The organism is Amycolatopsis sp. NPDC104775, assembly GCF_055583325.1.
On sequence record NZ_JBVJOE010000005.1, the window covers coordinates 441,189 to 462,648 of the forward strand.

The 21,460-nt window shown below is 69.9% G+C and carries 18 protein-coding genes; 9 read left to right on the top strand and 9 right to left on the bottom strand.

The genetic code is table 11. From position 1 onward, the window contains the following. Positions 1-5 precede the first annotated feature (5 nt). The 3 genes from ACZ63D_RS24730 to ACZ63D_RS24740 all read right to left on the bottom strand — a co-directional run bounded on the left by ACZ63D_RS24730 (position 6) and on the right by ACZ63D_RS24740 (position 3,022). Positions 6-797: a helix-turn-helix domain-containing protein gene (locus ACZ63D_RS24730; RefSeq protein WP_465356711.1), complete on the bottom strand. Its 792-nt coding sequence runs from the start codon at positions 795-797 to the stop codon at positions 6-8. A gap of 219 nt (positions 798-1,016) precedes the next feature. Then, positions 1,017-1,856 carry an HpcH/HpaI aldolase/citrate lyase family protein gene (locus ACZ63D_RS24735; RefSeq protein WP_465356712.1) on the bottom strand — a complete coding sequence of 280 codons (840 nt, stop codon included), beginning with the start codon at positions 1,854-1,856 and terminating at the stop codon, positions 1,017-1,019. Further along, entirely contained in the window at positions 1,853-3,022 is a 1,170-nt protein-coding gene (locus ACZ63D_RS24740; protein WP_465356713.1) for an acyl-CoA dehydrogenase family protein, read from the bottom strand. The genes ACZ63D_RS24735 and ACZ63D_RS24740 overlap by 4 nt, the downstream gene beginning before the upstream one ends. Before the next feature lie 228 nt (positions 3,023-3,250). Between ACZ63D_RS24740 and ACZ63D_RS24745 the strand changes: the two genes are divergently transcribed. Then, positions 3,251-3,919: a GntR family transcriptional regulator gene (locus tag ACZ63D_RS24745; RefSeq protein WP_465356714.1), complete on the top strand. Its 669-nt coding sequence runs from the start codon at positions 3,251-3,253 to the stop codon at positions 3,917-3,919. Between the two features lie 58 nt (positions 3,920-3,977). After that, positions 3,978-5,429 (top strand): amidase, encoded by a 1,452-nt coding sequence (locus tag ACZ63D_RS24750; RefSeq protein WP_465356715.1) that lies wholly within the window; start codon positions 3,978-3,980, stop codon positions 5,427-5,429. A 60-nt stretch (positions 5,430-5,489) separates the two neighbouring features. Here ACZ63D_RS24750 and ACZ63D_RS24755 read toward each other — a convergent pair whose 3' ends face one another. After that, on the bottom strand, positions 5,490-6,473 hold the full coding sequence (locus tag ACZ63D_RS24755) for an Acg family FMN-binding oxidoreductase (RefSeq protein ID WP_465356716.1): 984 nt from the start codon (positions 6,471-6,473) through the stop codon (positions 5,490-5,492). A gap of 143 nt (positions 6,474-6,616) precedes the next feature. On the opposite strand from ACZ63D_RS24755, the gene ACZ63D_RS24760 reads away from it, so the two are divergent. Then, positions 6,617-8,341 (top strand): GAF domain-containing sensor histidine kinase, encoded by a 1,725-nt coding sequence (locus ACZ63D_RS24760; protein ID WP_465356717.1) that lies wholly within the window; start codon positions 6,617-6,619, stop codon positions 8,339-8,341. A 462-nt stretch (positions 8,342-8,803) separates the two neighbouring features. Here the strand turns inward: ACZ63D_RS24760 and ACZ63D_RS24765 are convergent, their stop codons facing one another. Further along, entirely contained in the window at positions 8,804-10,378 is a 1,575-nt protein-coding gene (locus ACZ63D_RS24765) for a GAF domain-containing protein (protein WP_465356998.1), read from the bottom strand. A 314-nt stretch (positions 10,379-10,692) separates the two neighbouring features. On the opposite strand from ACZ63D_RS24765, the gene shbA reads away from it, so the two are divergent. Together shbA and metG are read left to right on the top strand one after the other, a co-directional pair. Continuing rightward, positions 10,693-11,277, top strand: a complete 585-nt coding sequence (shbA, locus tag ACZ63D_RS24770) for an RNA polymerase sigma factor ShbA (RefSeq protein WP_465356999.1) — start codon at positions 10,693-10,695, stop codon at positions 11,275-11,277. A gap of 175 nt (positions 11,278-11,452) precedes the next feature. Next, positions 11,453-12,964: a methionine--tRNA ligase gene (gene metG, locus ACZ63D_RS24775; RefSeq protein ID WP_465356718.1), complete on the top strand. Its 1,512-nt coding sequence runs from the start codon at positions 11,453-11,455 to the stop codon at positions 12,962-12,964. On the opposite strand, the gene ACZ63D_RS24780 is transcribed toward metG, so the two are convergent. After that, positions 12,961-13,473 carry a 2OG-Fe(II) oxygenase gene (locus ACZ63D_RS24780; protein WP_465356719.1) on the bottom strand — a complete coding sequence of 171 codons (513 nt, stop codon included), beginning with the start codon at positions 13,471-13,473 and terminating at the stop codon, positions 12,961-12,963. The two genes, metG and ACZ63D_RS24780, sit on opposite strands and share 4 nt — an antisense overlap. After that, a complete protein-coding gene (locus ACZ63D_RS24785) occupies positions 13,470-14,684 on the bottom strand; it encodes a tetratricopeptide repeat protein (protein ID WP_465356720.1) in 1,215 nt (404 codons plus the stop codon). The genes ACZ63D_RS24780 and ACZ63D_RS24785 overlap by 4 nt, the downstream gene beginning before the upstream one ends. A gap of 410 nt (positions 14,685-15,094) precedes the next feature. On the opposite strand from ACZ63D_RS24785, the gene ACZ63D_RS24790 reads away from it, so the two are divergent. After that, positions 15,095-16,312: an MFS transporter gene (locus ACZ63D_RS24790; protein ID WP_465356721.1), complete on the top strand. Its 1,218-nt coding sequence runs from the start codon at positions 15,095-15,097 to the stop codon at positions 16,310-16,312. A 263-nt stretch (positions 16,313-16,575) separates the two neighbouring features. Here ACZ63D_RS24790 and ACZ63D_RS24795 read toward each other — a convergent pair whose 3' ends face one another. Next, positions 16,576-17,451 carry an alpha/beta hydrolase gene (locus ACZ63D_RS24795; RefSeq protein ID WP_465356722.1) on the bottom strand — a complete coding sequence of 292 codons (876 nt, stop codon included), beginning with the start codon at positions 17,449-17,451 and terminating at the stop codon, positions 16,576-16,578. Positions 17,452-17,553: 102 nt separating this feature from the next. On the opposite strand from ACZ63D_RS24795, the gene ACZ63D_RS24800 reads away from it, so the two are divergent. Continuing rightward, positions 17,554-18,390 (top strand): helix-turn-helix transcriptional regulator, encoded by an 837-nt coding sequence (locus ACZ63D_RS24800; RefSeq protein WP_465356723.1) that lies wholly within the window; start codon positions 17,554-17,556, stop codon positions 18,388-18,390. Between the two features lie 27 nt (positions 18,391-18,417). Beyond that, on the top strand, positions 18,418-18,642 hold the full coding sequence (locus ACZ63D_RS24805) for a hypothetical protein (RefSeq protein WP_465356724.1): 225 nt from the start codon (positions 18,418-18,420) through the stop codon (positions 18,640-18,642). A gap of 222 nt (positions 18,643-18,864) precedes the next feature. Here the strand turns inward: ACZ63D_RS24805 and ggt are convergent, their stop codons facing one another. Further along, on the bottom strand, positions 18,865-20,661 hold the full coding sequence (gene ggt, locus ACZ63D_RS24810) for a gamma-glutamyltransferase (RefSeq protein WP_465356725.1): 1,797 nt from the start codon (positions 20,659-20,661) through the stop codon (positions 18,865-18,867). Positions 20,662-20,887: 226 nt separating this feature from the next. Between ggt and ACZ63D_RS24815 the strand changes: the two genes are divergently transcribed. After that, positions 20,888-21,442, top strand: a complete 555-nt coding sequence (locus ACZ63D_RS24815; RefSeq protein WP_465356726.1) for a VanZ family protein — start codon at positions 20,888-20,890, stop codon at positions 21,440-21,442. The last annotated feature ends 18 nt before the right edge of the window (positions 21,443-21,460 follow it).

Below are 21,460 nucleotides of genomic sequence, written 5' to 3' on the forward strand. Positions count from 1 at the left end.
AAGGCTCAGCGACGCGTCAGCAGCAGCGCGGGCAACGGGCTCAGCACCGGCGGATCGCTCGGCCGGACCGAGCGCAGCTTGAGATCGACCGGTGCAGCCGCGGCACCTTCGGCGCGGACCGGTGCGGCTCCGACGAGAAGAGTCTCGGGCACCGGCGTCAGGCAGCTCGAAACGTCGATGCCCGAGGGCAGGCCGACCGCCATCAGCCAGTATCGCCCGTCGGGGACCGGCTCGAGCCGGAACGGACCGCTGCCGAGGCAAGCGGTGCACAGGAGCGGCAATCCCGACGCGAGCCGGGCGGGGAAAAGCCCGATCACGACGGTGCCGGAAAAACACGCCGGAACCGCTACCGTTCCCGGCACCGTGCCGCATTCCTTTTCTCTTTCCGGAGCCGAACACGCCGCTCGAGCAATCATTCCCCGCAATTCGTCCTGACCGCCCACGGAAGCGAGACGGCGCAAATCGCGCGGAGAGAAGCCGGTGTATCTGCGGTACTGGTGGGTGAACGTCGCCGCACTGCTGTATCCGACGGCCGTGCCGACATCCATGACCGCCATTTCGGAAAGCAGCAGCAGCCGGCTGGCCTCGCGCAACCGCAACGCGGTGACGAACCGCGCCGGGGTCAGGCCGGTCACCTCGTGGAAGACCCGGACGAAATGGTATTTGCTCAGACAGGCGATCCGGGCCATCTCGTCGACCGACGGCGGACTGCCCAGGTTCGCCGCTGCCGCCGCCGCCACCGCGTCCACCGCCGCGGTCCACTGCCCGTGCACAGCCGACTGATGTGCGAGCGGCATCGCTCCCCCTTCCGGACGCGCACGACGCATGACCAGATTAGCCCGGTCACACCCTTTCACCTTGGTCCGATCGTGTGGTCGGGGCGGTGTTTCTCTCCGTGGATTTCGCCTCGCACGTGCCGGAGAAGAGGTGCCGCAGCGGCGTGATCGCGTCCGGGTTTCGAGTCCGACGTGAACAGTTTCGCTGTCCTGGCTTTCCTGTCGGCGCGGTGCGCGGCATCAGGAATTCGACCCCTGGCCGTTCCCTTGCCGTGCCTGCCGAAGGACGCGCTGGGCGCGCTCAAGCACCGGCTTGTCGACCATCTGCCCGTTCACCGCTGCCGCGCCGCTCGCGCCGGCGTCGACGATCGACTGCGCCCAGCGGATTTCCTCGCGCGTCGGACGCAGCGCCGCGGCGGCGACCGGGACCTGTTTCGGGTGGATGCACAGCTTTCCGGCGAACCCGAGCCGCCGTGCATAGTGGACTTCGTCGGCGAGGTGAGCCTCGTTGTGCAGATCCGCCGTGACGCCGTCGATCGGCCCGGGAAGACCCGCTGCGGCGGAGGCGAGCACGAGCGCGCCCCGCGCGGCGGCGAACGCGTCCCGGTCCGCCGGATCGGCGCCTAGTTCGGCGGCCAGGTCGAAGCTGCCGAACGCGAGGCGCTGCACGTTCGGCACGGTCGCGGTCTCCCGCGCGTCCAGAACCCCGCGTGCGGTTTCGACCAGTGCGATCACGACGGGCAGGATCCCGAGCTGCCCGGCCGCGGCGCGGGTCGTCGCCGGTTCGGCCTTGGGCAGCATCACGGTGCACCGGCGCCGCCTGAGCACGGCGAGGTCTTCGTCGTGCCAGGCGGTGCCGGCGGCGTTTACCCGCACCGCGCACTCGGGGTTCTCCTCGAGCCACGCGACGGCTTGTTCCCGCGCATACTCCTTGCGCTCAGGCGCGACGGCGTCCTCCAGATCGAGCACGACCAGGCTCGGCCCGGCGGCCATCGCCTTGCCGAAGCGCTCCGGCCGGTCGCCCGGGACGAACAGGAGGGTCGCCGCTTCCCGCGCCCGCGTCGCCGCGCGGGTGGTCATTTCTGTGCTTTCTTCGCCTGGCGGATGAGGCCGCTGCCGATGATGAGGCGTTGGATTTCGCTGGTGCCTTCGTAGAGCCTTAACAGCCGGATGTCGCGGTAGATGCGTTCGACGGGGACGTCGCGCATGTAGCCGGTGCCGCCGTGGATCTGCACCGCGAGGTCCGCGACCGTGCCCGCCATCTCCGTGCAGTAGAGCTTCGCCGCCGACGGCCCGATCCGGCGGTCTTCGCCGGAGACGTACCGCGCCGCGGTCTCCCGCACGAGCGCGCGACCGGCCATCACGCCGGTCTGCTGGTCGGCCAGCATCGCTTGCACCAGCTGGAAATCGCCGATCGGCTGCCCGCCCTGGGTCGCCGAGGCGGCGTAGGCGACGGATTCGTCCAGCGCCCGTTGTGCGGAACCGACGGCGAGCGCGGCGATGTGCACGCGCCCCCGCGCCAGCGAGGTCATCGCGGCGCGATACCCGGCGTCTTCGTCGCCGCCGACGAGCGCGGACGCGGGCACCCGGACGCCGGTGAACGTGACGTCGGCGGTCCAGGCGCCTTCCTGGCCCATTTTCTTGTCTTTGGGTCCGACTTGGAGTCCGGGGGTGTCGGCGGGGACGAGGAACACGGCGATGCCGGGTCCGGTCTGGTCGGCGGGGCGGGTGCGGGCGAACACGACGAACAGGTCCGCCAGGGGTGCGTTGGTGATGAACCGTTTCTGCCCGTCGATGATCCAGTCGTCGCCGTCGCGGACGGCCTTGGTGCGCAGCCCGGCGGGGTTGGATCCGGCTCCGGGTTCGGTGAGGGCGAAGGAGGCGACGACTTCGCCGGAGGCGATGCGTTCCAGCCATCGGCTCTTCTGCTCCTCGGTGCCGAACCCGACCAGCACCTGTCCGGCGATGCCGTTGTTGGTGCCGAACATCGAGCGCAGGGCGAGGGAGGTGTAGCCGAGTTCCATGGCGAGTTCGACGTCCTGGGCCAGGTCGAGGCCGAGGCCGCCCCATTCCTGGGGGATGGCGTAGCCGAACAGGCCCATCTCCGCGGCCTGGGCGCGCAGGTCGTGCGGGATGGCGTCGCCGTCTGCGATCTCCTGCTCGCGGGGGACGACTGTGGTCCGGACGAAGTCGCGCACGAGTTCCAGGATGGGCCGGAAGTCCTCGGGGGTCACCGCTGCTGCCATGCCCTCCACTATGGCCCACCACGCCCGGATGGAAAATACTTTATCAGAAATCATCGAATGGCTCACAGATGAGGAGAGCGCCGAGCCGCGCCGTCGAGGCCGGGTATCTCCAGGTCAGCCGCGTGACGACGCCGACCGGTGGGTCCGGACGGGTGAGCTTCGCGGGATTTGGGCGGGCAGCGGTATGTGATACTTCATCGGACAGGACGTCGGGCGGAGGGGGAGTCGATGCTCGAGAGCGGATCGCGCCGGACCGGTCCGGCGAACCTCAACGCGATGGCCGCGCAGGAAATCCGCCGCCGGGTGTTCTCCGGCCGGTTGCGCGCCGGGGCGAAGATCGACCAGGAGGCGCTGGCCGGGGAACTGGGCATCAGCAAGCTCCCGATCCGCGAAGCCCTGATCACTCTCGACCATGAGGGCGTGGTCGAGCACGTCGCCCGCCGCGGGGCGTTCGTCGCCCGGATGACCCGCGACGACATCCGCGACCACTACCGCGTGTTCGGTGTCGTGTCCGGACTGGCCGCCGAACGCGCCGCGAAAAACCTGTCCCCGGAAAGCTTGCAAGCACTGCACGATCTGGCGGACCGGATGGAGTCCACAGTGGACCGCGCCGAACAGGAACGCCTGAACTTCGAATTCCACCGCCGGATCAACTACGCCGCCGACTCGCGACGGCTCGTCTCCCTCATCGGCATCCTGGGCAAGACCGTGTCGCACGGGTTCTACGAAGCGCACGAGGACTGGCCGGACAAAGCGCGGGACGACCACCGGCGGATCCTGGACGCGCTGTCCGCTCGTTCGGCCGCCCGGGCCCGCAAGCTGGTGGAGAGCCACCTCGCCGACGCGGGCGAGCGCGCGGTGGCTTTGCTGGAGAAGCAAGGGTTCTGGGATCGCTGAGTCCGTTGCGGAAATTGACATTTTATGGCTCCAGGCAAGGGCCGTTACGGTCGAATTCATGGAGTGGAACTTTCAATCGGCCGAAGCTCTCGCGGCTGCTTTGCGGGCCGGTGAAGTGACGTCGGCGGAGCTGACCGACGAGGCGATCGCCCGCATCGAGCGGGAAGACAAGGCGCTCAACGCGATCTGCGTGCCGGACTTCGACCGGGCGCGCGCCGCCGCGCACGAGGCAGACCAGGCTCGCGCCCGCGGCGAGGACCGGCCGCTGCTCGGGATTCCGGTGACGGTCAAGGAGTGCTACAACGTCGCCGGACTGCCCACGACCTGGGGCCTGCCGCAGCACCGGGACTTCGTTCCGGCCGAGGACGCGGTGCAAGTGGCGCGGCTCAAGGAAGCCGGCGCGGTGATAGTCGGCAAGACCAACGTCCCCTTAGGACTGCAGGGTTTGCAGAGTTCCAATCCGGTATACGGCACCACCAACAACCCGTGGGACCACGACCGCACGCCGGGCGGTTCCTCCGGCGGATCGTCGGCGGCTCTGGCGGCGGGCTTCGGCGCGTTGTCCATCGGCTCCGACATCGGCGGTTCGTTGCGCACGCCCGCGCATTTCTGCGGCGTCTACGGGCACAAGCCGTCCCTCGGCTTGGTGGCGAACCGCGGCATGATCCTGCCCGCCGAGCCGCCGCTGCCGGTCGACCTGGATCTCGCGGTCGTCGGCCCGATGGCGCGCACCGCCCGCGACCTCGCGCTCCTGCTCGACGTCATGGCCGGACCGGACCCGCTGACGTACGGCGTGGCACACCAGCTGGCTCTTCCGCCCGCGCGCCACGAGCGGCTGAGCGACTTCCGCGTCCTGGTCCTCGACGAGCATCCGTTCATCCCGACCGGTGCCGCGGTGCGTGCGGGCGTGAACCGGGTAGCCGACGCGCTTGCCGACGGCGGCGCTCAGGTCGAACGGCACAGCGCGCTGCTGCCCGATCTGGCCGAAGCCGCGGCGCTCTATACGAAGTTGCTGTTCTCGGGCTCTGTCGCGCGTTTTCCCGTCGATGCGTACGAGCAGTTGCAGACCCGAGCGGCCGGACTGAGCGCGGACGACCAGAGCCTCGACGCGTCGCGGCTTCGCGGGATGGTGCTCACCCACCGCGATTGGATGGAGGCGAACCACCGCCGCGAACTGCACCGGCACGGCTGGCGGCAGTTCTTCGCCGAATTCGACGCCGTGGTCTGCCCGGTCACGCCGACGCCCGCGTTCCCGCACGACCACAACCCCGATCTGCTGGCCTGCCGGATAGACATCGACGGCGTCGAGTACCCGTTCTTCGACCAGCTCGTCTGGGCAGGCCTGGCCACGATGCCCGGCCTGCCCGCCACCGCCGCGCCCGCGGGACTGTCGCCCGAGGGCCTGCCGGTGGGGGTGCAGATCCTCGGCCCGATGTTCGAGGACCGGACGCCGTTGCGGCTGGCCGAGCTGCTGGAGCAGCGGATCGGCGGTTTTCAGGCGCCCCAGTGAGGCGGTCCGGCAGCTGATCGGCCCCGCTCACCGAGCGGATCCAGCGAAGGCAGCCAGCGCTCACGCGCTCAGCGAGGGCGGCGGATCGACCAGTACCTCGGCGACGGTTCGGCGCGGCGTCCGGGAGACCGGCGTGCCGTAGCCGAGCCGCAGCACGATCTGCGGCCACAATCCGCCGCCGAGCAGGTCTCGCAGCCGGGCGCGGATCGTGGGCACCTCGACTGGCTGGGAAATGAACGAGGCGTCGATCCCGGCCGCGGTCGCGGTGAGCAGCACGCGTTGCATGGCCTGTCCGGCGCGCAGCCGGTCGGTCGGAGCGTCGCCGAAGGTGCCGATCACGACGACCAGGGGCGGGGTGCCCATCGCGCGGGTGCCGTCGCCGAAATCGCGCAGGACCCAGGTGTCGTCGGCGGTCGCGGCTCCGCCCGCGGCGAAGGGCACGCCGTCCCGGCTGTCTTGGGCCCGCCCGGTCCAGCGGCGCCATTCGGCGAGGAACGCGGGGTCGTTCATCTGCAGGCGGTGGCTTTCCCCGACGAGGTCGCGGAGTCCGGCCAGCTGGTCGTCGTCGAGCCGGGGCATCCAGGCGTGCTCGACCTCCGCCGCGTGCCGCAGTCGTCCGACGAATTCAGCGGGAACGGGCTTCGAGGTGAACGGCGTGCGGTTGGTGTGCCGGCGCGGGATTGCCTCGGCGAGGACCACGAGCCTGCGGTCGACGGGCGCGGCGGCCTGCGGCCGGACGACGGCGAGCAGGTCGGGGTCGTCGCGGCGGGGGAAGAGCGTCGTGCTGGGGTGAACGCCGGTCGCGTGGATCGCGGTGCGCAGGTTGAACAGCGCGGCCCCGCAGGACAGCAGCAGCTCGCGCCGGTCGGAGTCGGCGACGGGCAGGATGCGGTCGGCGTCCGCGTACAGTTCGATGCCCGCCGGGCCGCTGCTGAACAGCCACGGCTGGGTGTTGTGCGTGGACGGGGCGAGGGTGGCCGAGCGCAGCACAGAAGCCACCTGGTCGGCGCTGAGCTGCCCGGCGGGCGCCACAGTGACGGTCATCGTTCTCCCCGGACCGCGGAAGGCGGCACAATGATGTAGTACGTAGTCGTTCCGCCAGGATGCGACTTTGTCGCATGAGGACTACAGAGGCGAAAGTCACCTGTCCGGAACAGTGCCGATCAACGGGAGGCCGTGCGGTTCCGATGGCGGACAAGGGAGAAAGCGGCCGAAGGCTGTCAGGGACTCTGTCGCAGCTGAGGCTGCGGGAGACGCTGCGCGATCTGCAAGAGCGGATCGAGGCGCTGATCAGCACCCGGGACAAGATGGACGGGTTGCTCGATGCGGTGCTGGCGGTCGCGTCGGGGCTGGAGCTGGACGCCACGCTGCGGCGGATCGTGCAGGCGGCCGTCGAACTGGTCGAGGCCCGGTACGGCGCGCTCGGAGTGCTCGGCGACGGCGGCGGCCCGCTGGCGGAGTTCGTGTACCTGGGCATTGACGAGCCGACGCGGGCGAAGATCGGGCCGTTGCCGGAGGGCCACGGGCTGCTGGGGCTGGTGATCGACGACGCGAAGCCGTTGCGGCTGCCGGAGATTTCGGCGCACCCGGCGTCGGTGGGGTTTCCGGCGAATCACCCGCCGATGCACTCGTTTCTCGGCGTGCCGGTGCGAGTCCGGGACGAGGTGTTCGGAAACCTCTATCTCACGGAAAAGAAAGACGGAGCGGAGTTCACCGACGACGACGAGGTCATCGTGCAGGCCCTCGCCGCCGCGGCGGGAATCGCCATCGAGAACGCGCACCTCTACGAACAGGCCCGGTTGCGACAGCGCTGGCTCGGCGCGACCAGCGAGATCACCACAGAACTGCTCGGCGGCACCGACCCAGTCGACGCGCTGGAGCTGATCGCGAGCCGCGCACTGGAGCTGACCGGCTCGGACGCCACGATGCTCGCCCTGCCCGGCACCGGCAGGCTCGGCGAAGACGACGAATGGGACACCGACCCTGCGGAACTGACCGTGACGGTGTGCTCGGGAAACGGAGCCGACGAACTCGGCGGAGTGCGGATGGACGTCGCCGGAACCGTTCCCGGCTCGGTCTACCGGGACCGCACGCCGCGGCGGGTGGCGAACCTCGAACTGTCCGAGGACCGCGGCTACGGTCCCGCGCTGGTGGTGCCGCTGCGCGCGGGCGACCACACGTCGGGCGTGCTGATCGCGGTGCGGGAGCCAGGTGCGCCCGTCTTCGAGACGGACCAGCTGCCGGTCCTGGCGTCTTTTGCCGATCAGGCCGCGTTGGCGTTGCAGTTGGCGGCGCAGGCGCGGGCGGCTCGGGAGCGGGATGTGTTGTCGGATCGGGATCGGATCGCGCGGGATTTGCATGATCATGTGATTCAGCGGTTGTTCGCGGTGGGGTTGGCGATGCAGAGCACGCAGCGGCGGGCGAAGGCTGCGGAGTTGCAGTGGCGGTTGCAGGAGAGCATTGATCAGTTGCACGAGATCGTGCATGAGATCCGGACGGCGATTTTCGATTTGCACGGGGGTGCGGCGGGTGAGACGCGGTTGCGGCATCGGTTGCATGACGCGATCGCGGAGTTGACCGATGATGCGCCGTTGCATCCGACGGTGAGCATGTCGGGAACCTTGGACGCGGTGCCCGTACAGCTGGCCGAGCAGGTGGAGGCGGTGGTGCGGGAGGGGGTGAGCAACGCGGTCCGGCACGCGGGTGCGTCGGCGCTGTCGGTGTCGGTGGCGGTGCGGGACGGGGTGGTGCGGGTGTCGGTGACCGATGACGGGCGGGGGCTGGCGGAGGGGGTTTCGCCGAGCGGGCTGGCGAATCTGCGGGAACGGGCCGAATCGGCCGGTGGGGAGTTCAGCCTGGACTCTCCGCCCGGCGGCGGGTTACGGCTGGAGTGGTCGGCGCCGCTGAATTGACCTCGGGTCACCCGGAGGACGAAACCCCGGTCGGACCCGCCGTTTTCCCGCCGCGCCATCGCGACGGTGAACACGAGCGCCGCTGCGGCCAAAGCGTCAAGGTCGGGCGCGCCGTACAGCGCGCCCGTTAGCAGCAGTGGGATAAGGCCGCCGCGCCGACCACACCCGGTCACCGAGGCGAACCCCGCACCGAGCGCGGGCAGCGACGCTGCCGAGGTCGGGAGCCCACCGCCCGTCGCCCTTCGCGCCATAATGGAAGCCAAGGGATCCGTTGGGCCCAACGTTCGCCGGTGACGTCGTCGAGCAGCACGGTCTTGTGTCCGGCACCGGGAGCTACGTCGCCGCTACCGCGCCCGAGCGGAACCGACTCGGCCAGAAAAAACACGACGCCTTCGTGATCGCCTCCACTCCGCCCTGTTCTCTTCGGCGTGAACTGCTTCCGGCGGAACGGGGTTCGGCCAATCAGTCGAAGCGGTCCGAACGAGCCGCCTCGCCGAGCGCCAGCTGCCAGGTGACCACCGTGCCTTCGCCCGCGCGAGCGGCGGGACTGACCGGAGTCCCGTCGTCCTCGACCCGCGCGTAGACGCGGCCCGGTGCCGGTTCGGGGCGCAGTTCGGCGATGACGAGGACGTGCCGGACCCCGGGACGGCCCGCTACGTCGGACAACGCGGTGTTCAGCATGTCCAGCAGCGCCGTCGCGGCCTGCTCGCCGAGTGCGGTGTCCAGGCGGCTGTCGGCCCGGGTGGTGGTCGCGACCCCGAGCGTCGACGCGGCGCTGTCGACGAGATCGTGGATACGCCGGTGCAGGGGGCGTTGCGGGGCGGGTTCGTCCGGTGTCGCGAAGACGGCGGAGTTCAGCCGCCGGATGACGCGGTCCAGCGCTTCGACCGCGTTGTGCACGCGCTCCGCCGCGGCCGGACGCTGGATCAGCTTCAGCGCCGCGCTCAGCTCCATGCCGATGCCGGAGAGCCGCGCGACCACGGACGTGTTGAGCTCGCGCGCGATTCGTTCCCGGTCGTCGAGCAGCGACAACCGCACCGCGTCCGCCCTCCGCTCGGCCAGTTCCAAGGCGATCGCGGCCTGCGCGGCGAACAGCTCCAGCGACCGCACCGCCTGACGCGCGGCGACAGTGCGTCCTGGTTCGTTGACGACCGCGAGGACGCCGCGCACCGCGCCCGGCGATCCCAGCGGCACCCCGAGCGCCGAGCCCACGGCGACTTCCGGGCTCAGTCCAGCGTCACGGCCGGCCTGGGCGGCGTCCTCGTTGACCGCTGACTCGCCGGTCCGGTAGACGCGCACAGCCAGTGGTTCCGCACCGGAGCCCCCGGCGAGCGGCAACCGCAGCGCCCGGTACGCCTGCGACTGCGCGCCAGCCGCGGCCGCCGGGACGAGATGCTCTCCGCTGTCGTCGGGCGCGAAGAGCAGAGTCTGGTCGACTTCGGCGATCTCGCGCGCCCGGGCCGCGATCAGGTCAAGCACCTCGGCCGGCGCGACGTCCGCCAGCAGCGCCGTGGAGATGTCCGCGGCCGCGGAGAGCTGCTGATTGGCCTGGTGCAGTTCCCGGCTGCGCGCGAACACTTCGGCCTGCATCGCCTGCACCTCGCCGGTATCCGGGTCAGACCCGGCCGTGCGCAGCTGACGTACGAAACCCGTCACTTCCTCGACGCGGTGCAGGATGAGCCGCACCGCACCGTCGGGACCGAGAACCGGTGCGTTGACCGGGCTCCAATAACGCTGTTCCACGACGCCGGGGTGCTCGGGGACCTCGACGTCGTACCGCTGCAGCGGCATCGTGTGCCGTAGCCGGGTCGACCGCACCCGTTCGAGCGACGCCCGCAGCGCCCGGGCCCCGCGCGGGTCCTGCGGATCGTCCGGGAACGCCTCGAACACGTTTCGCCCGACCAGGTCGCTCCGGCGGCGCCCGGAGACCGTCTCGTAAGCGTCATTGACCGCGAGAATGACGAAGTCCCGCGACAACACCGCGGTCGGCGACGGCGCGGCCAGGAACACCGCTTCGAAATCGACAGAGTCCGACATCACGCCCCGATCTTCCCTCGCGGGTTGCCTTCGCCGCCCGTCCGGTGCGTCAGCCGCGCGCAACACCGGCGTCCGCCTTCACCCGACAACCATGCCATTCGCGGAGTGACTTTGGTCCCCGTTCGCGGGTCGCATGCCTCTGCCGGTGACGGTGCTCGCCCGGCACCCTCGAAACGGCAGGGATGGGCGTGGGCGAGGGGACGGCCGCGGTGGCAGACGAACAAGGCTTCAGCGGTGCCGACGTCCTGTCGCGCCCCGATTCCCAGCCCGGCGCCGGGGTCTCCGTGCTGGACCGGCCCGCCGCGCGGGAAGCGATTCCCCGGTCCGCCGGACGGCCGGTCGCCGAGGACCTGGACTCACTGGTGCGCGCCGCCAGAGACCACGACCCGATCGCGATCGGCCGCCTGCTCGCGATTCTCCGTCCGGTGGTCACGCGGTACTGCCGGGCCCGGCTGGGCGGGCGGGATCTGCGGTACCTGGCCGCTGACGACGTCGCCCAGGAGGTGTGCGTCGCCGTCCTGGGAGCGCTGCCCGCGTACCAGGACCGCGGCGGCTCGTTCCTGAGCCTGGTGTTCGCGATCGCGGCGAACAAAGTGGCCGACGCCTTCCGCGCCGCGGCCCGCGACCGCCTGCACCCGGTCGCCGAGGTGCCCGAGATCGAGGCGACGGGAAACGAACCCGAAGCGGGAGCACTGCGCCTCGACCTGGGCAGCACCCTGCGAGAACTGCTCGCCCGGCTCGCCCCGGTCCAGCAGGAAGTCCTGACGCTGCGCATCGTGGTCGGCCACAGCGCCGAAGAAACCGCGCAGGCATTGGGCATCTCGGCGGTCAACGTCCGCGTCACCCAGCATCGAGCGCTGGCCAAATTGCGCGAGATGCTCAAGGAACAGGACTGGTGATCGCTGGTCTCGGAACACCGCGTGCGAGCCGGGAGAATCGCCTGCCGTCGATGCTGCTCGCCGCTTGTTCGGAGGTTTTCGTCTGATTCGAATCCGGTGCGCACACCCAGCCCTTCGCTCGTTTCCGGCGGCCCGATAGCATGGCCGTTCACCCGTCTCGAGCTGGAGAGGCATAATGTCACGCCGCTACGTCACCACCGCCATTCCGTATGTGAACTCCAAGCCGCATTTGGGCTTCGCGATGGAACTGGTGCAGACGGACGTCATGGCGCGGCACTGGCGGCACCGGGGCGACGAGGTCCGCTTCCTCACCGGCACCGACGACAATTCCTTGAAGAACGCGATCGCCGCGGAAGCGGAAGGCGTGCCGACGAAGGATTTCGTCGATCGCAACGCCGCCGCGTTCGAAAAACTGCGCGAACCGCTGCAGATCAGCTTCGACGACTTCATCCGCACCAGCGCGGATCCGCGGCACCGGGCGGGCGTCGACCGTCTTTGGCGGGCTGCTGACGCGCGAGGAGACTTGTACCGCAAGGATTTTGAGGGGCTTTACTGCGTTGGCTGCGAGCAGTTCTACGCCGAGGCGGAGCTGGTCGACGGCACCTGCCCGGAACACTTCACTCCGCCGGTCCCGGTGAGCGAGGAGAACTGGTTCTTCAAACTGTCGCGGTACGAAAGCGAACTGCGCGAGCTGATCGAGTCGGGCACGCTGCGGATCGAGCCGGAGAGCCGCCGCAACGAGGTGCTCGGCTTCATCAAGACCGGCCTGCAGGACTTCTCGATCTCCCGCTCGACCGAACGCGCGCGCGGCTGGGGCATCGAGGTTCCCGGCGACCCCGGCCAGGTCGTCTACGTGTGGTGGGACGCGCTGGGCAACTACATCACCGCGCTCGATTACGGGACCGGCGGCGAGAATTACCGGCACTGGTGGGCCGAATCCGACGAACGCACGCACGTCATCGGCAAGGGCATCATCCGGTTCCACGCCGTGTACTGGCCGGCGATGCTGCTCAGTGCGGGGGAGCCGCTGCCGACGACGATCTTCGTGCACGACTACCTGACGGTCGAGGGCCGCAAGCTGGGCAAAAGCCTCGGCAACGCCATCGACCCGGTCGCGATCGTCGACGAATTCGGCGCCGACGCGCTCCGCTGGTGGCTGGTGCGCGACGTCCCGAGGGTCGGCGACGCCGACTACACGACCGACCGGTTGATCGGGCGCTACCACGAAGACCTGGCGAACGGGCTCGGCAACCTGGTCAACCGGACGGTCAGCATGATCCACAAGTACCGCGGCGGCACCGTTCCGCCGCTGGCGGCTCTGCCGGGTCTCCCTCTGACGGACGCCATCGCCGCCGCACCGAAGGCCGTGGACGAGGCGCTGGCCCGCTTCGACCTCCGCACGGCCACCGCAGCGGTGTGGAAAATCGTCGAGGAGGCCAACCGGTACGTCGTCGAGGCCGAGCCGTGGACGCTCGCGAAGGCGGAAAAGGCAGGCGACGCCGAGGCCGGGCAACGGCTCAGCGACACTTTGGCCTTGCTGATCCACGCCGCGCGCGTCGTCGCCGACGAGCTGACGCCGTTCCTGCCCGATGCCGCCGCCCGGGTCGCGGCGCAGCTGGGCGACGGCGGGGACCAGCTGGGCGCGCCGTCGCCGCTGTTCCCGCGCATCGAGACGAGCGGCAGTTAGCGAAACGGCACACCGTCGGCCCAGGCCACGATGATCCACCGCTCGCCGGAGGTCGTCACGCAGCCCCGGTGGTACAGGAACGAGGGGAAGACCACGGCGTCGCCCGCGGGCAGCTTCACCGTCTCCGAGCATCCCGGCCGGGGCCACATGAACTCGGTTCCGCCGCCCTCGTAGCCGGTGTTCAGCGAGATCACCATGGACAGCTTGCGTTCGCGGCCGAGGACCAGTTCGTTGTCCGCGTGCCACGAGTACTCGCCGCCGCTGCGGTAGCGCAGGATCGAGATCCGCTCGACGGTCGAGTACTCGATGCCGGTGAGGTCGGCGGCCCGTTTGAACGCACCGGCGACCGCGTTCTCGACGGCGTCGTCGAGCAGTTGCCTGCCGTCGACGATCCGGGTCTCGCCGGGGCTCGCGTGGGCGCTTTTGTCCTCGAGCTGGTCGGCGTGCAGTGCGATGAGGGACTCGGGGGAGGAGATCACCCCGGGGACGACGACCCACGGCTTGGTCACTTGTCCGCTCCGATCTCGACGGTCGGGTCGATGGTCCGCGACCGCTCATGGCATTCGCGGGCCAGGTCGGGATTGCCGAGCTGCTCGTGGAGCCAGCCCTGGTGGAACGCGGCCGCGGCCGCCGGGAGGCCGCCGAGCGTCTCCATGTGCGCGTAGGCCGCCACGGCCGCTTCGAGTTCGCCCAGTTCGATCAGCGCCCGGCCCCGCGCGGTCCAGGCCCGGTGATCGTGCGGGCTGATCTCCAGCAGCCGATCGGTGGCCGCGAGCGCACGATCCGGGTGCCCGGTCAGCAGGTTCGTCTTCGCCAGGGTCTCGAAGAGCGGAAAGGCGTAGTCGATCCACGCGAGTTCTTCCAGTTCGCCGTGCGGCACGGCGTCGGCCTGCGCCTGCGCTGCCCGGTCGAGCAGTTCGAACGTGCCCGCTTCGTCGCCGCGGAGGAAGGGCAGGAAGGCGAGCCCCCGGTAATAGGACTGCTTCGCCAGGCTCGACGCGCAGTGATTGTCCGGCAGTTCGGACAGGATGGCCTCGGCGAGCACGATGGCCTGGTGCATCTCGGCGGTCTCGGTGCGCAGCTTGCCGTTGCGCACGATCACGAAGGTCGCCAGGCTGAGCCGGGTGTCGGCGTCCAGCCCCGGGTCAGCCGCGCCGCGCAAAGCCAGTTGTTCCAAGGCGAGCGGATCGTGGGGCCGCCAGTAGAGAACGGCGAACTCCTTGATCGCGACCTGCGGGTCGGTGAACTTGTGCGTCGCTGCGTCGACTCCGTCCATGCGGAGCAGCGCTGACGCCCGCTTCACGTATCCCAAGCGCAGCAGCACATCCGCCGCCACCCGGCGTTCGACAGGGGACAAGCCCTCCGGGTCGGCCGTCAGTTCGGCGACCCGCTGCCAGATGGGCGACGCCAGATCGGAGGGGAACTTCGCCATATCCGTCCCCATCGCGTCCGCTCGACCGCGGCTCGCCGCGGCGAGCACTCTGAGCACCGGCGCCGGATTGGTATTCGTCCTCGGCACTTCTTCGGCGACGCCGTTCGCCAGCAGGCGGGCACTGCTGTGCGTGACTACGGCGTGCTTGGGCGAAAGCGGGCCCGGATCCGCCAGGCCCACGTAAACCGGGCATCGCACCGGGGCGTTCGCCGTCAGCAATGCCCGCAGCCGCCGGGCCAAAGCTTCCGCGCCTTTCGGCGGAGCATAGGACGGAGCCGAATAACGCATGAAGTTTCCTCTCCCCCGGGAAAACAGCGGCGAAAGGGGTGGAGGCGACTGGCGCCTCCACCCCTTTCGCGTCGCGTCAGAGCAGGTGCGGCATCTCGCTCAACGTCTCGTGTGCGAATTCTTCTGCCACCTGTTCGATGGTGTCCATTTCTCCGCCTCCCTCACTTGTTTCGATGATTCCGAGGGAGAATGCCCTGCTTATTCCCGCCCCCGGTCTTTTCAAATTACTGAGCGCTGTTTGGGGTAACAAGACCCGAACGGGTGACGCGGGCCCAGGTATTCGAGCGGTTGCCGCATCGGCCGCCGCTCGTACGGGTCCGGCAATTCCGGGGGCCGGGCCGCGCGTCCAGTCGGTGTTAATTCGGCGGTTTTCCGGGCACTGCCCGTTCTGATGCGGGACAGTGGCAACGATGGGGACGAAGATGTGGGTGCGGCTGCAGGCGGTCGCGATGACGGGGGCGACGGGCGAAGGCTTGCTGCTGGCGGCGTTGCCGCTGCTCGCGGTCTCGATCACGACCGATCCCCGCGAGGTGGCGCTGGTCAACGTCGTCGGGGAGGCGCCGTGGCTGTTGTGCTCGCTGTTCGCGGGACTGGTGATCGACCGAGTCCGGCGCGAGACCGTGCTGACGTTTTCCTACGCCGGGCTCGCCTGCACCGCGCTGGTGCTCGCGGCGGCGGGATCGACCGGCGCGCTGACGTTGCCGCTGCTCATGGCGGTCGCGTTCGCGGTGACGACGGCACAGGTCCTCGGCGACGGAGCGAGCGGCGCGCTGGTTCCGGCGATCGTGCCGGAAAGCCGGCTTCCCGCGGCCAACACCCGGCTCCAGGTCATCGACCGCGGGCTGGTGCAGTTCGTGGTGCCGCCCGCCACCGGTGCGCTGATGACTCTCGCCCCGGGCGTGCCGGCCTGGGCCGCCGTCGCGGCGGCGACGGCGGCGTTCGTGCTGACCCGCGGCATCCGCACCGCCGCGTCCGTGCCGGCCCGCAGCCATCCGTTGCGCGATCTGGCAGCGGGGCTCAAGCACCTGGTGGCCACGCCCCTGCTGCGGTCGATCACGATCACCGTCGCGCTAGGCTCCTTCGCTTCCGGCGCGGCCAACACCATGCTCGTGCTCTACGCGACCCAGGAACTGCGCATAGGGCCGACCGGTTACGGCGCCTTGCTCGCCTGCATGGCCGTGGGCTGGGTCGCGTCGTCGTTCGTGGTCGGCCGGATCGTCGCCCGGCTGGACTACTCGATGTCGATGCGGATCGCGCAAACGGCGACCGCGGTGCTGTTGCTGCTGATCGCGATCGCGCCGCCCTGGGCGCCCGCCGTCGGGGCACTGCTGGCGGCGATGACCGCGAACACCCTGGTCTGGAACGTCTGCTCGCAGTCGAGCAGGCAGTTGTACACCCCGTCCGCGCTGCTGGGCCGGGTGCTCACGAGTCATCGCGCGCTCGCCTGGGGCCTGACCCCGCTGGGCGCGCTCGCCGGTGGAATGGTGGCGGCACACCTGGGATTGCGCGAAGTCTGGGTGCTGGCCTCGATCATCCAGGGGGCGGGCGCGGTGATCGTGTGGCGCACGCTGTCGCCCGCGGCGTTCGCCCGAACCGCGAAGAGTCTCGACGCCGCTTCCGGACGCTGACCGCAGCGCAGAGAAAAGCATCGGAAACAAGCCGCCAGGCACCTGCGATTAGGGGAACTCCGGCAACAAGCACAAAGCATCCCGCAAAAACGGAAATAGCTGGCTGTACTCGAGCCTGTCGTCGGATGCTTCTCTCGCCGCCATCACTGGATACAACGTGCCCTGACCGAGTTTCCGAACCACGGCCGGATCCGCGCCGGTCATCGTTATTCTCTCCGCCGCCCCGCACGTGTCCTTCGAGAAAGGCGACTTTCCACAAACCCTCACAGATTCTTGCCGAAGAACTCGCCGAGCTTCTCCACCGCCGCGTCGACCGCCGCGGGCCGGTCGTAAAGGTCCACATGGGACGCTCCGGCGATCCGGACCATTTCCTTCGGGCCGGTCGCCCGCTGGAACGCCTCGATGCTCATCCACGCGGTCTCCGCGCGCTCGCCGATGATCATCAGCAGCGGCCGCGGGCCGAGCAGGGGGAGGGGCGCGAAGGCGTCGAAGAAGGCGAGCCGGTCGATGCTGTCCCAGGTCAGCGTCTTGGCGGAGCGGGGGTGCGCGCCGCGCGGGGTGCAGTAGTACTCCCAGCCTTCGTAGGCGTGCTCGCCGGCGGCGCGAGCTTCGTTTTCGTTCGCGGGGAAGACCGGCAGGCCACCGGAAGCGGTGCGGGACGCGGTCAGCATTCCGTCGAAGACCGCCGGATCCTGGGTTCCGTCGGAGCCCAGGCGCAGCTGGCGGGAGACGTCGGCGGCACTGACCGTGGCGACGGCTCGCACTCGGCGGTCGGTGGAGGCGGCGGTCAGGGTGTAGCCGCCGGACGCGCAGATGCCGAGCAAACCGATCCTGGCGGGGTCGATGTCCTCGCGGCTGGTCAGGTAGCTGACGGCGGCCTTGAAGTCCTCGACCCGCTGAGCCGGGTCTTCGAGTCCGCGCGGCTGGCCTTCGCTTTCGCCCTGGTAGGCGGCGTCGAAGGCGAGGGCGGCGTAGCCGAGCCCGGCCATCAGTTCGGCGTACGTGCCCGCGGTCTGTTCCTTGACACCGGTGCCCGGGTGGCCGACGACCAGCGCGGGATGCGGGCCGGGGGCGTCCGGGAGATAGAGGTGGGCGGCGATGCGGAGGTTGTTGCTGGAGAAGGAGACGTCGTTTCGCATGTCTCCAGTTTCGGCGCGGTCCGGGGCCGCGAACCAGGGACAGTGTTGCCTATGCAGCCTGGTACCAGGCAAGCGGCTGGACCCACCCCGCACACTGGAGGCATGGCAAACGAACTGGGCGACTTCCTGCGCGCCCGCCGAGCGGCGCTCGATCCGCGGCAGGCCGGGTACCCGGACGACGGACGGCGGCGGCGCGTCCCCGGGTTGCGCCGCGAGGAGCTGGCTCAGCTCGCGCACCTCAGCGTCGACTACATCGTGCGTCTCGAACAGGGCCGCACGAACCGCGTGTCCCGGTCGGTGCTCGACGCGCTGGCCGATGCCCTGCAGCTCGCGCCGGACGAACGCGCGTACCTCTTCACGGTCGCCGACGTCGCACCGGTCTCGCCGCGGCCCCCGGTCCGGCCCGAGGTCGCGCCCCGGTTGCGGCAGTTGCTGGACACGATGCGCGACGTTCCGGCCATGGTGCTGCACCGCCGGATGGACGTGCTGGCCTGGAACCGGGGAAGCGCCGCGTTGCTCACCGATTTCGAGAGGCTGCCGGTGGCGGAAAGAAATCTGATCCGGCTGACCTTTGTGGACGAATCGTTCCGCTCGCTGTACGCGGACTGGCCGCGGGCCGCGCGCGAATGCGTTTCGGTGCTGCGGATGGAAGCGGGCCGGACGCCGCACGATCCGGCGTTGACCGCGCTGGTCGGCGAGCTGAGCGTGCGGGACCCGGATTTCCGGCGGTGGTGGGCGGATCACCAGGTGCGTGGGCCGCGTGCGCTGTCGAAGGTCTACTGCCATCCGGTGGCGGGGAAGCTCGAACTCGACGTCCAGCAGTTCACCGTGGACACTCATCCGGAACAGCTGCTGGTCGCCTATACCGCGGAACCGGGTTCGCCGAGCGAGGAGGCGCTGCGGTTTTTGCTGCAGTGGTCTCCGGAGCGAGTCCGCTGAAACTCGGGGCGATCGGGTCGGCCATCGGTGACGTCCGGGCGCGGACAGCCGGACAGTCTGCCGGGCACGGCCGGACAATGCTTCTCGGCCGCCAACTACGCGCATGTGACGGCGGGCCGGGCACACGACAGCTTCGGTTACGCGCTGGCGAACGGCTCCAACCAGGACATGGGCCCGGATTCCTTGTCCGGGAGCACGAAACTCCGCCAAACCGGGCCGAACTACTACGTCATCGACGCGAGCTGCGTTTAGCGGATCCTGCTGCCCCGGCCGAGACAGGCTCCTTCCTCGGCCGGGGCACGGGGGTGCCTGGGAAGTCACCATGCGGGCGCAAAGCCTCGGCGACCGGGCCCGGTTTCCCTGCTTCGCCGACGATGAGGATCTCGTCGCGGCGGTGCAGCTCGTGACGCGCTAGCAAACTTCGCCACCGGCTGACGGCCCGCCGCCTGGCAAAGGCGGCGGGCCGTCCGGGCCTTAGTGCTTCGCGTGCACCACCGCCGCGGAAGTGCCGCCGCGCCGGGTCGGTTCCCCGGCCGCCAGCAGCTGTCCGTGCGGCAGGAATTCGATCCCCGCCGCCACGCCGATGGCACCGGCGTTTTTGAACTTCTGTCCCAGCGCTTCGAGGCCCTTCACCGCGGGTAGGGCGAGGAAGGCCGGTTCGGCGTCGGTGGTCGCCGCGTTGCGCTGGGAGGCGCGCGGGGCGGCGATCGCGTCCGGCAGGGTCATGCCGAGGTCGAGCCGGTTGACCAGGATTTGCAGGACGGTCGTGATGATCGTCGCGCCGCCCGGCGAACCGACCGCGAGGAACGGCTTGCCGTCGTGCAGCACGATCGTCGGCGACATGCTCGACCGCGGCCGCTTGCCCGGCGCGGGCAGGTTCGGGTCGGGAGCCGAACCCTGTGTCGGGGCGAAGTTGAAGTCGGTCAGTTCGTTGTTCAGCAGGAAACCGCGTCCCGGCACGGTGATGCCGCTGCCGGCCAGCTGCTCGATCGTGTTGGTGTAGGACACGATGTTGCCCTGCTTGTCGGTGACGACGAAGTGGTTCGTGTGCTGCTCGTTGCTGTCCGACGACGCGGCCGGAGCGGTGGCGCAGCCCGGGCCGGGGGCGTACGGATCGCCCGGGGCGACGGGGCTCGACCCGGCTTTGCCCGGATCGATCAGGCACGCCCGGCTCGCCGCGAAGCGCTTGGAGAGGAGTTGCTGCTGCGGCACGGCGACGTAGCGCGAGTCGCCGATGTAGCGGTTGCGGTCGGCGAAAGCGAGCCGGCTCGCCTCCAGGTAGTGGTGCAGCGCTTGCGTCCGGTCCATCGTGGACAGCGGGAAGTTGCCCAAGATGTTGAGGGATTCGCCGACGGTGATGCCGCCGCTGGAGGACGGGGCCATGCCGTAGACGTCGTAGCCGCGGTAGTTGATGTGCGTCGGCGCGCCGTCGAGCGCCCGGTACGCGCGCAGGTCGGACAGCTGCATCGGGCCGGTCAGCGGGGTCGCGGTGCCGGGTGCGGCGGGCGGGTTCTGCACGGTCCGGACGAGGTCCCGGCCGACCGGGCCGCCGTAGAACGCGCCGATGCCCTCGCGCTCGATCTGCCGGTAGGTCGCGGCGAGATCGGGGTTTCGCAGCACGGAACCGGCCTTCGGCGCGGCTCCGCCCGGCAGGAACAGCTCGGCGCTGGGGGAGAAGTGGGCCAGCTTCGCCGCCACGGACTGTGTCTGCCGCTCGAACTCGGGCGTGACGACGAACCCGTGCTGCGCGACCTTCTCCGCGGGCTTCAGGTTGTCCGCGAGACTGAACTTGCCCCACCGCTGCAGCGCGCGCTGCCACGTGGCGAGCATTCCCGGCACGCCGACGGAACGGCCGCTCTCGACCGCGGTCTCGAACGCGTACGGCTTGCCGGTGGCCGGGTCGATGAACATCGACGAAGAGTCGCCCGCCGGGGTGGTCTCGCGCCCGTCGATGGTGGACACGGTCTTGGTGCGGGCGTCGTAGTAGACGAAATACCCGCCGCCGCCGAGCCCGGCGACGTACGGGTCGGTCACGCCGAGCGTCGCGGCCACGGCGACCGCGGCGTCCGCAGCGGTGCCGCCGCGGCGCAGCACGTCGATCCCGGCCTGCGTGGACTCGACGGTGTCGGAGACGACCGCGCCCCCGGAGCCCTCCGCTACGGGAGCCGGCGGCGGGGCCGGTCTCGCCGAGGCCGCGGGCGCCGCGGCCAGTGCGCAGACGGCGGCGAGCCCGGTGGCCACAGTGGAGGTGAAGATGCGCTTCACAGGCATGGCAACCCTTTCTCGGCGGTGCGCCCGGAGCCCCGGACCGGGCGCACCGGGTAAGGCGGCGGTGAAACCAGGGAGTCCTGTTTAGCACCCGGAGTGCCGAGATGACAGACGGTTCGCGGTGATCTGCTTACCCGGAGGGTTCCGGCGGGTGCCCGAGCGATCTCGGGGACATGCTTGATTCCTGGGCTCAGCCGCGGTGGAGGCTGGCCGTACGATCGGTGCCCTGATGATCACCAACTTCCTGCTGGACAACTCGGCGCTGGTGCCGCTGGTGCTGCTCCTGATCGCCGTCGTCTGCGTCGTCGTCGGCTACTCGCTCCTGCGCGTCCAGAGGATCAAGCACAGGTACCTGATCCTCTGGACGCTCGTGCTGCTTTCCGTGCTGCCGGTCGTCGCGCTGACCCTCGTCCCAGCCCCGAGCCGAGTGGACTATGTCGCCTGCACGGTCCAGTTCGCCGTGCCCACGTTGACCAGCGTGGAGCCGTTGGCCAACGTCGCGTTGTTCTTCCCGCCGGTGTTTTTCGCCGCGCTGGTCACGCGGCGACCGTGGCTGATCCTCGCGGCCGGAGCGGGACTGTCCGCTGTGATCGAGGCGCTCCAGGCGCTGGTGCCCGCCATCGGACGCGCCTGTGACACCAACGATTGGGCGATGAACACCGTCGGTGCCGTCTTCGCCGTGGTCCTGGCCAGCGGGATCATCGCGCTCGCCAACCGCGCGGCAGTCCGGAAAGCCGCGGACAGTCACGCCGAGATTCCGTCCGGCGGCCGTCCTGGGGTGTGACCGAGCGGTTGACCGGCC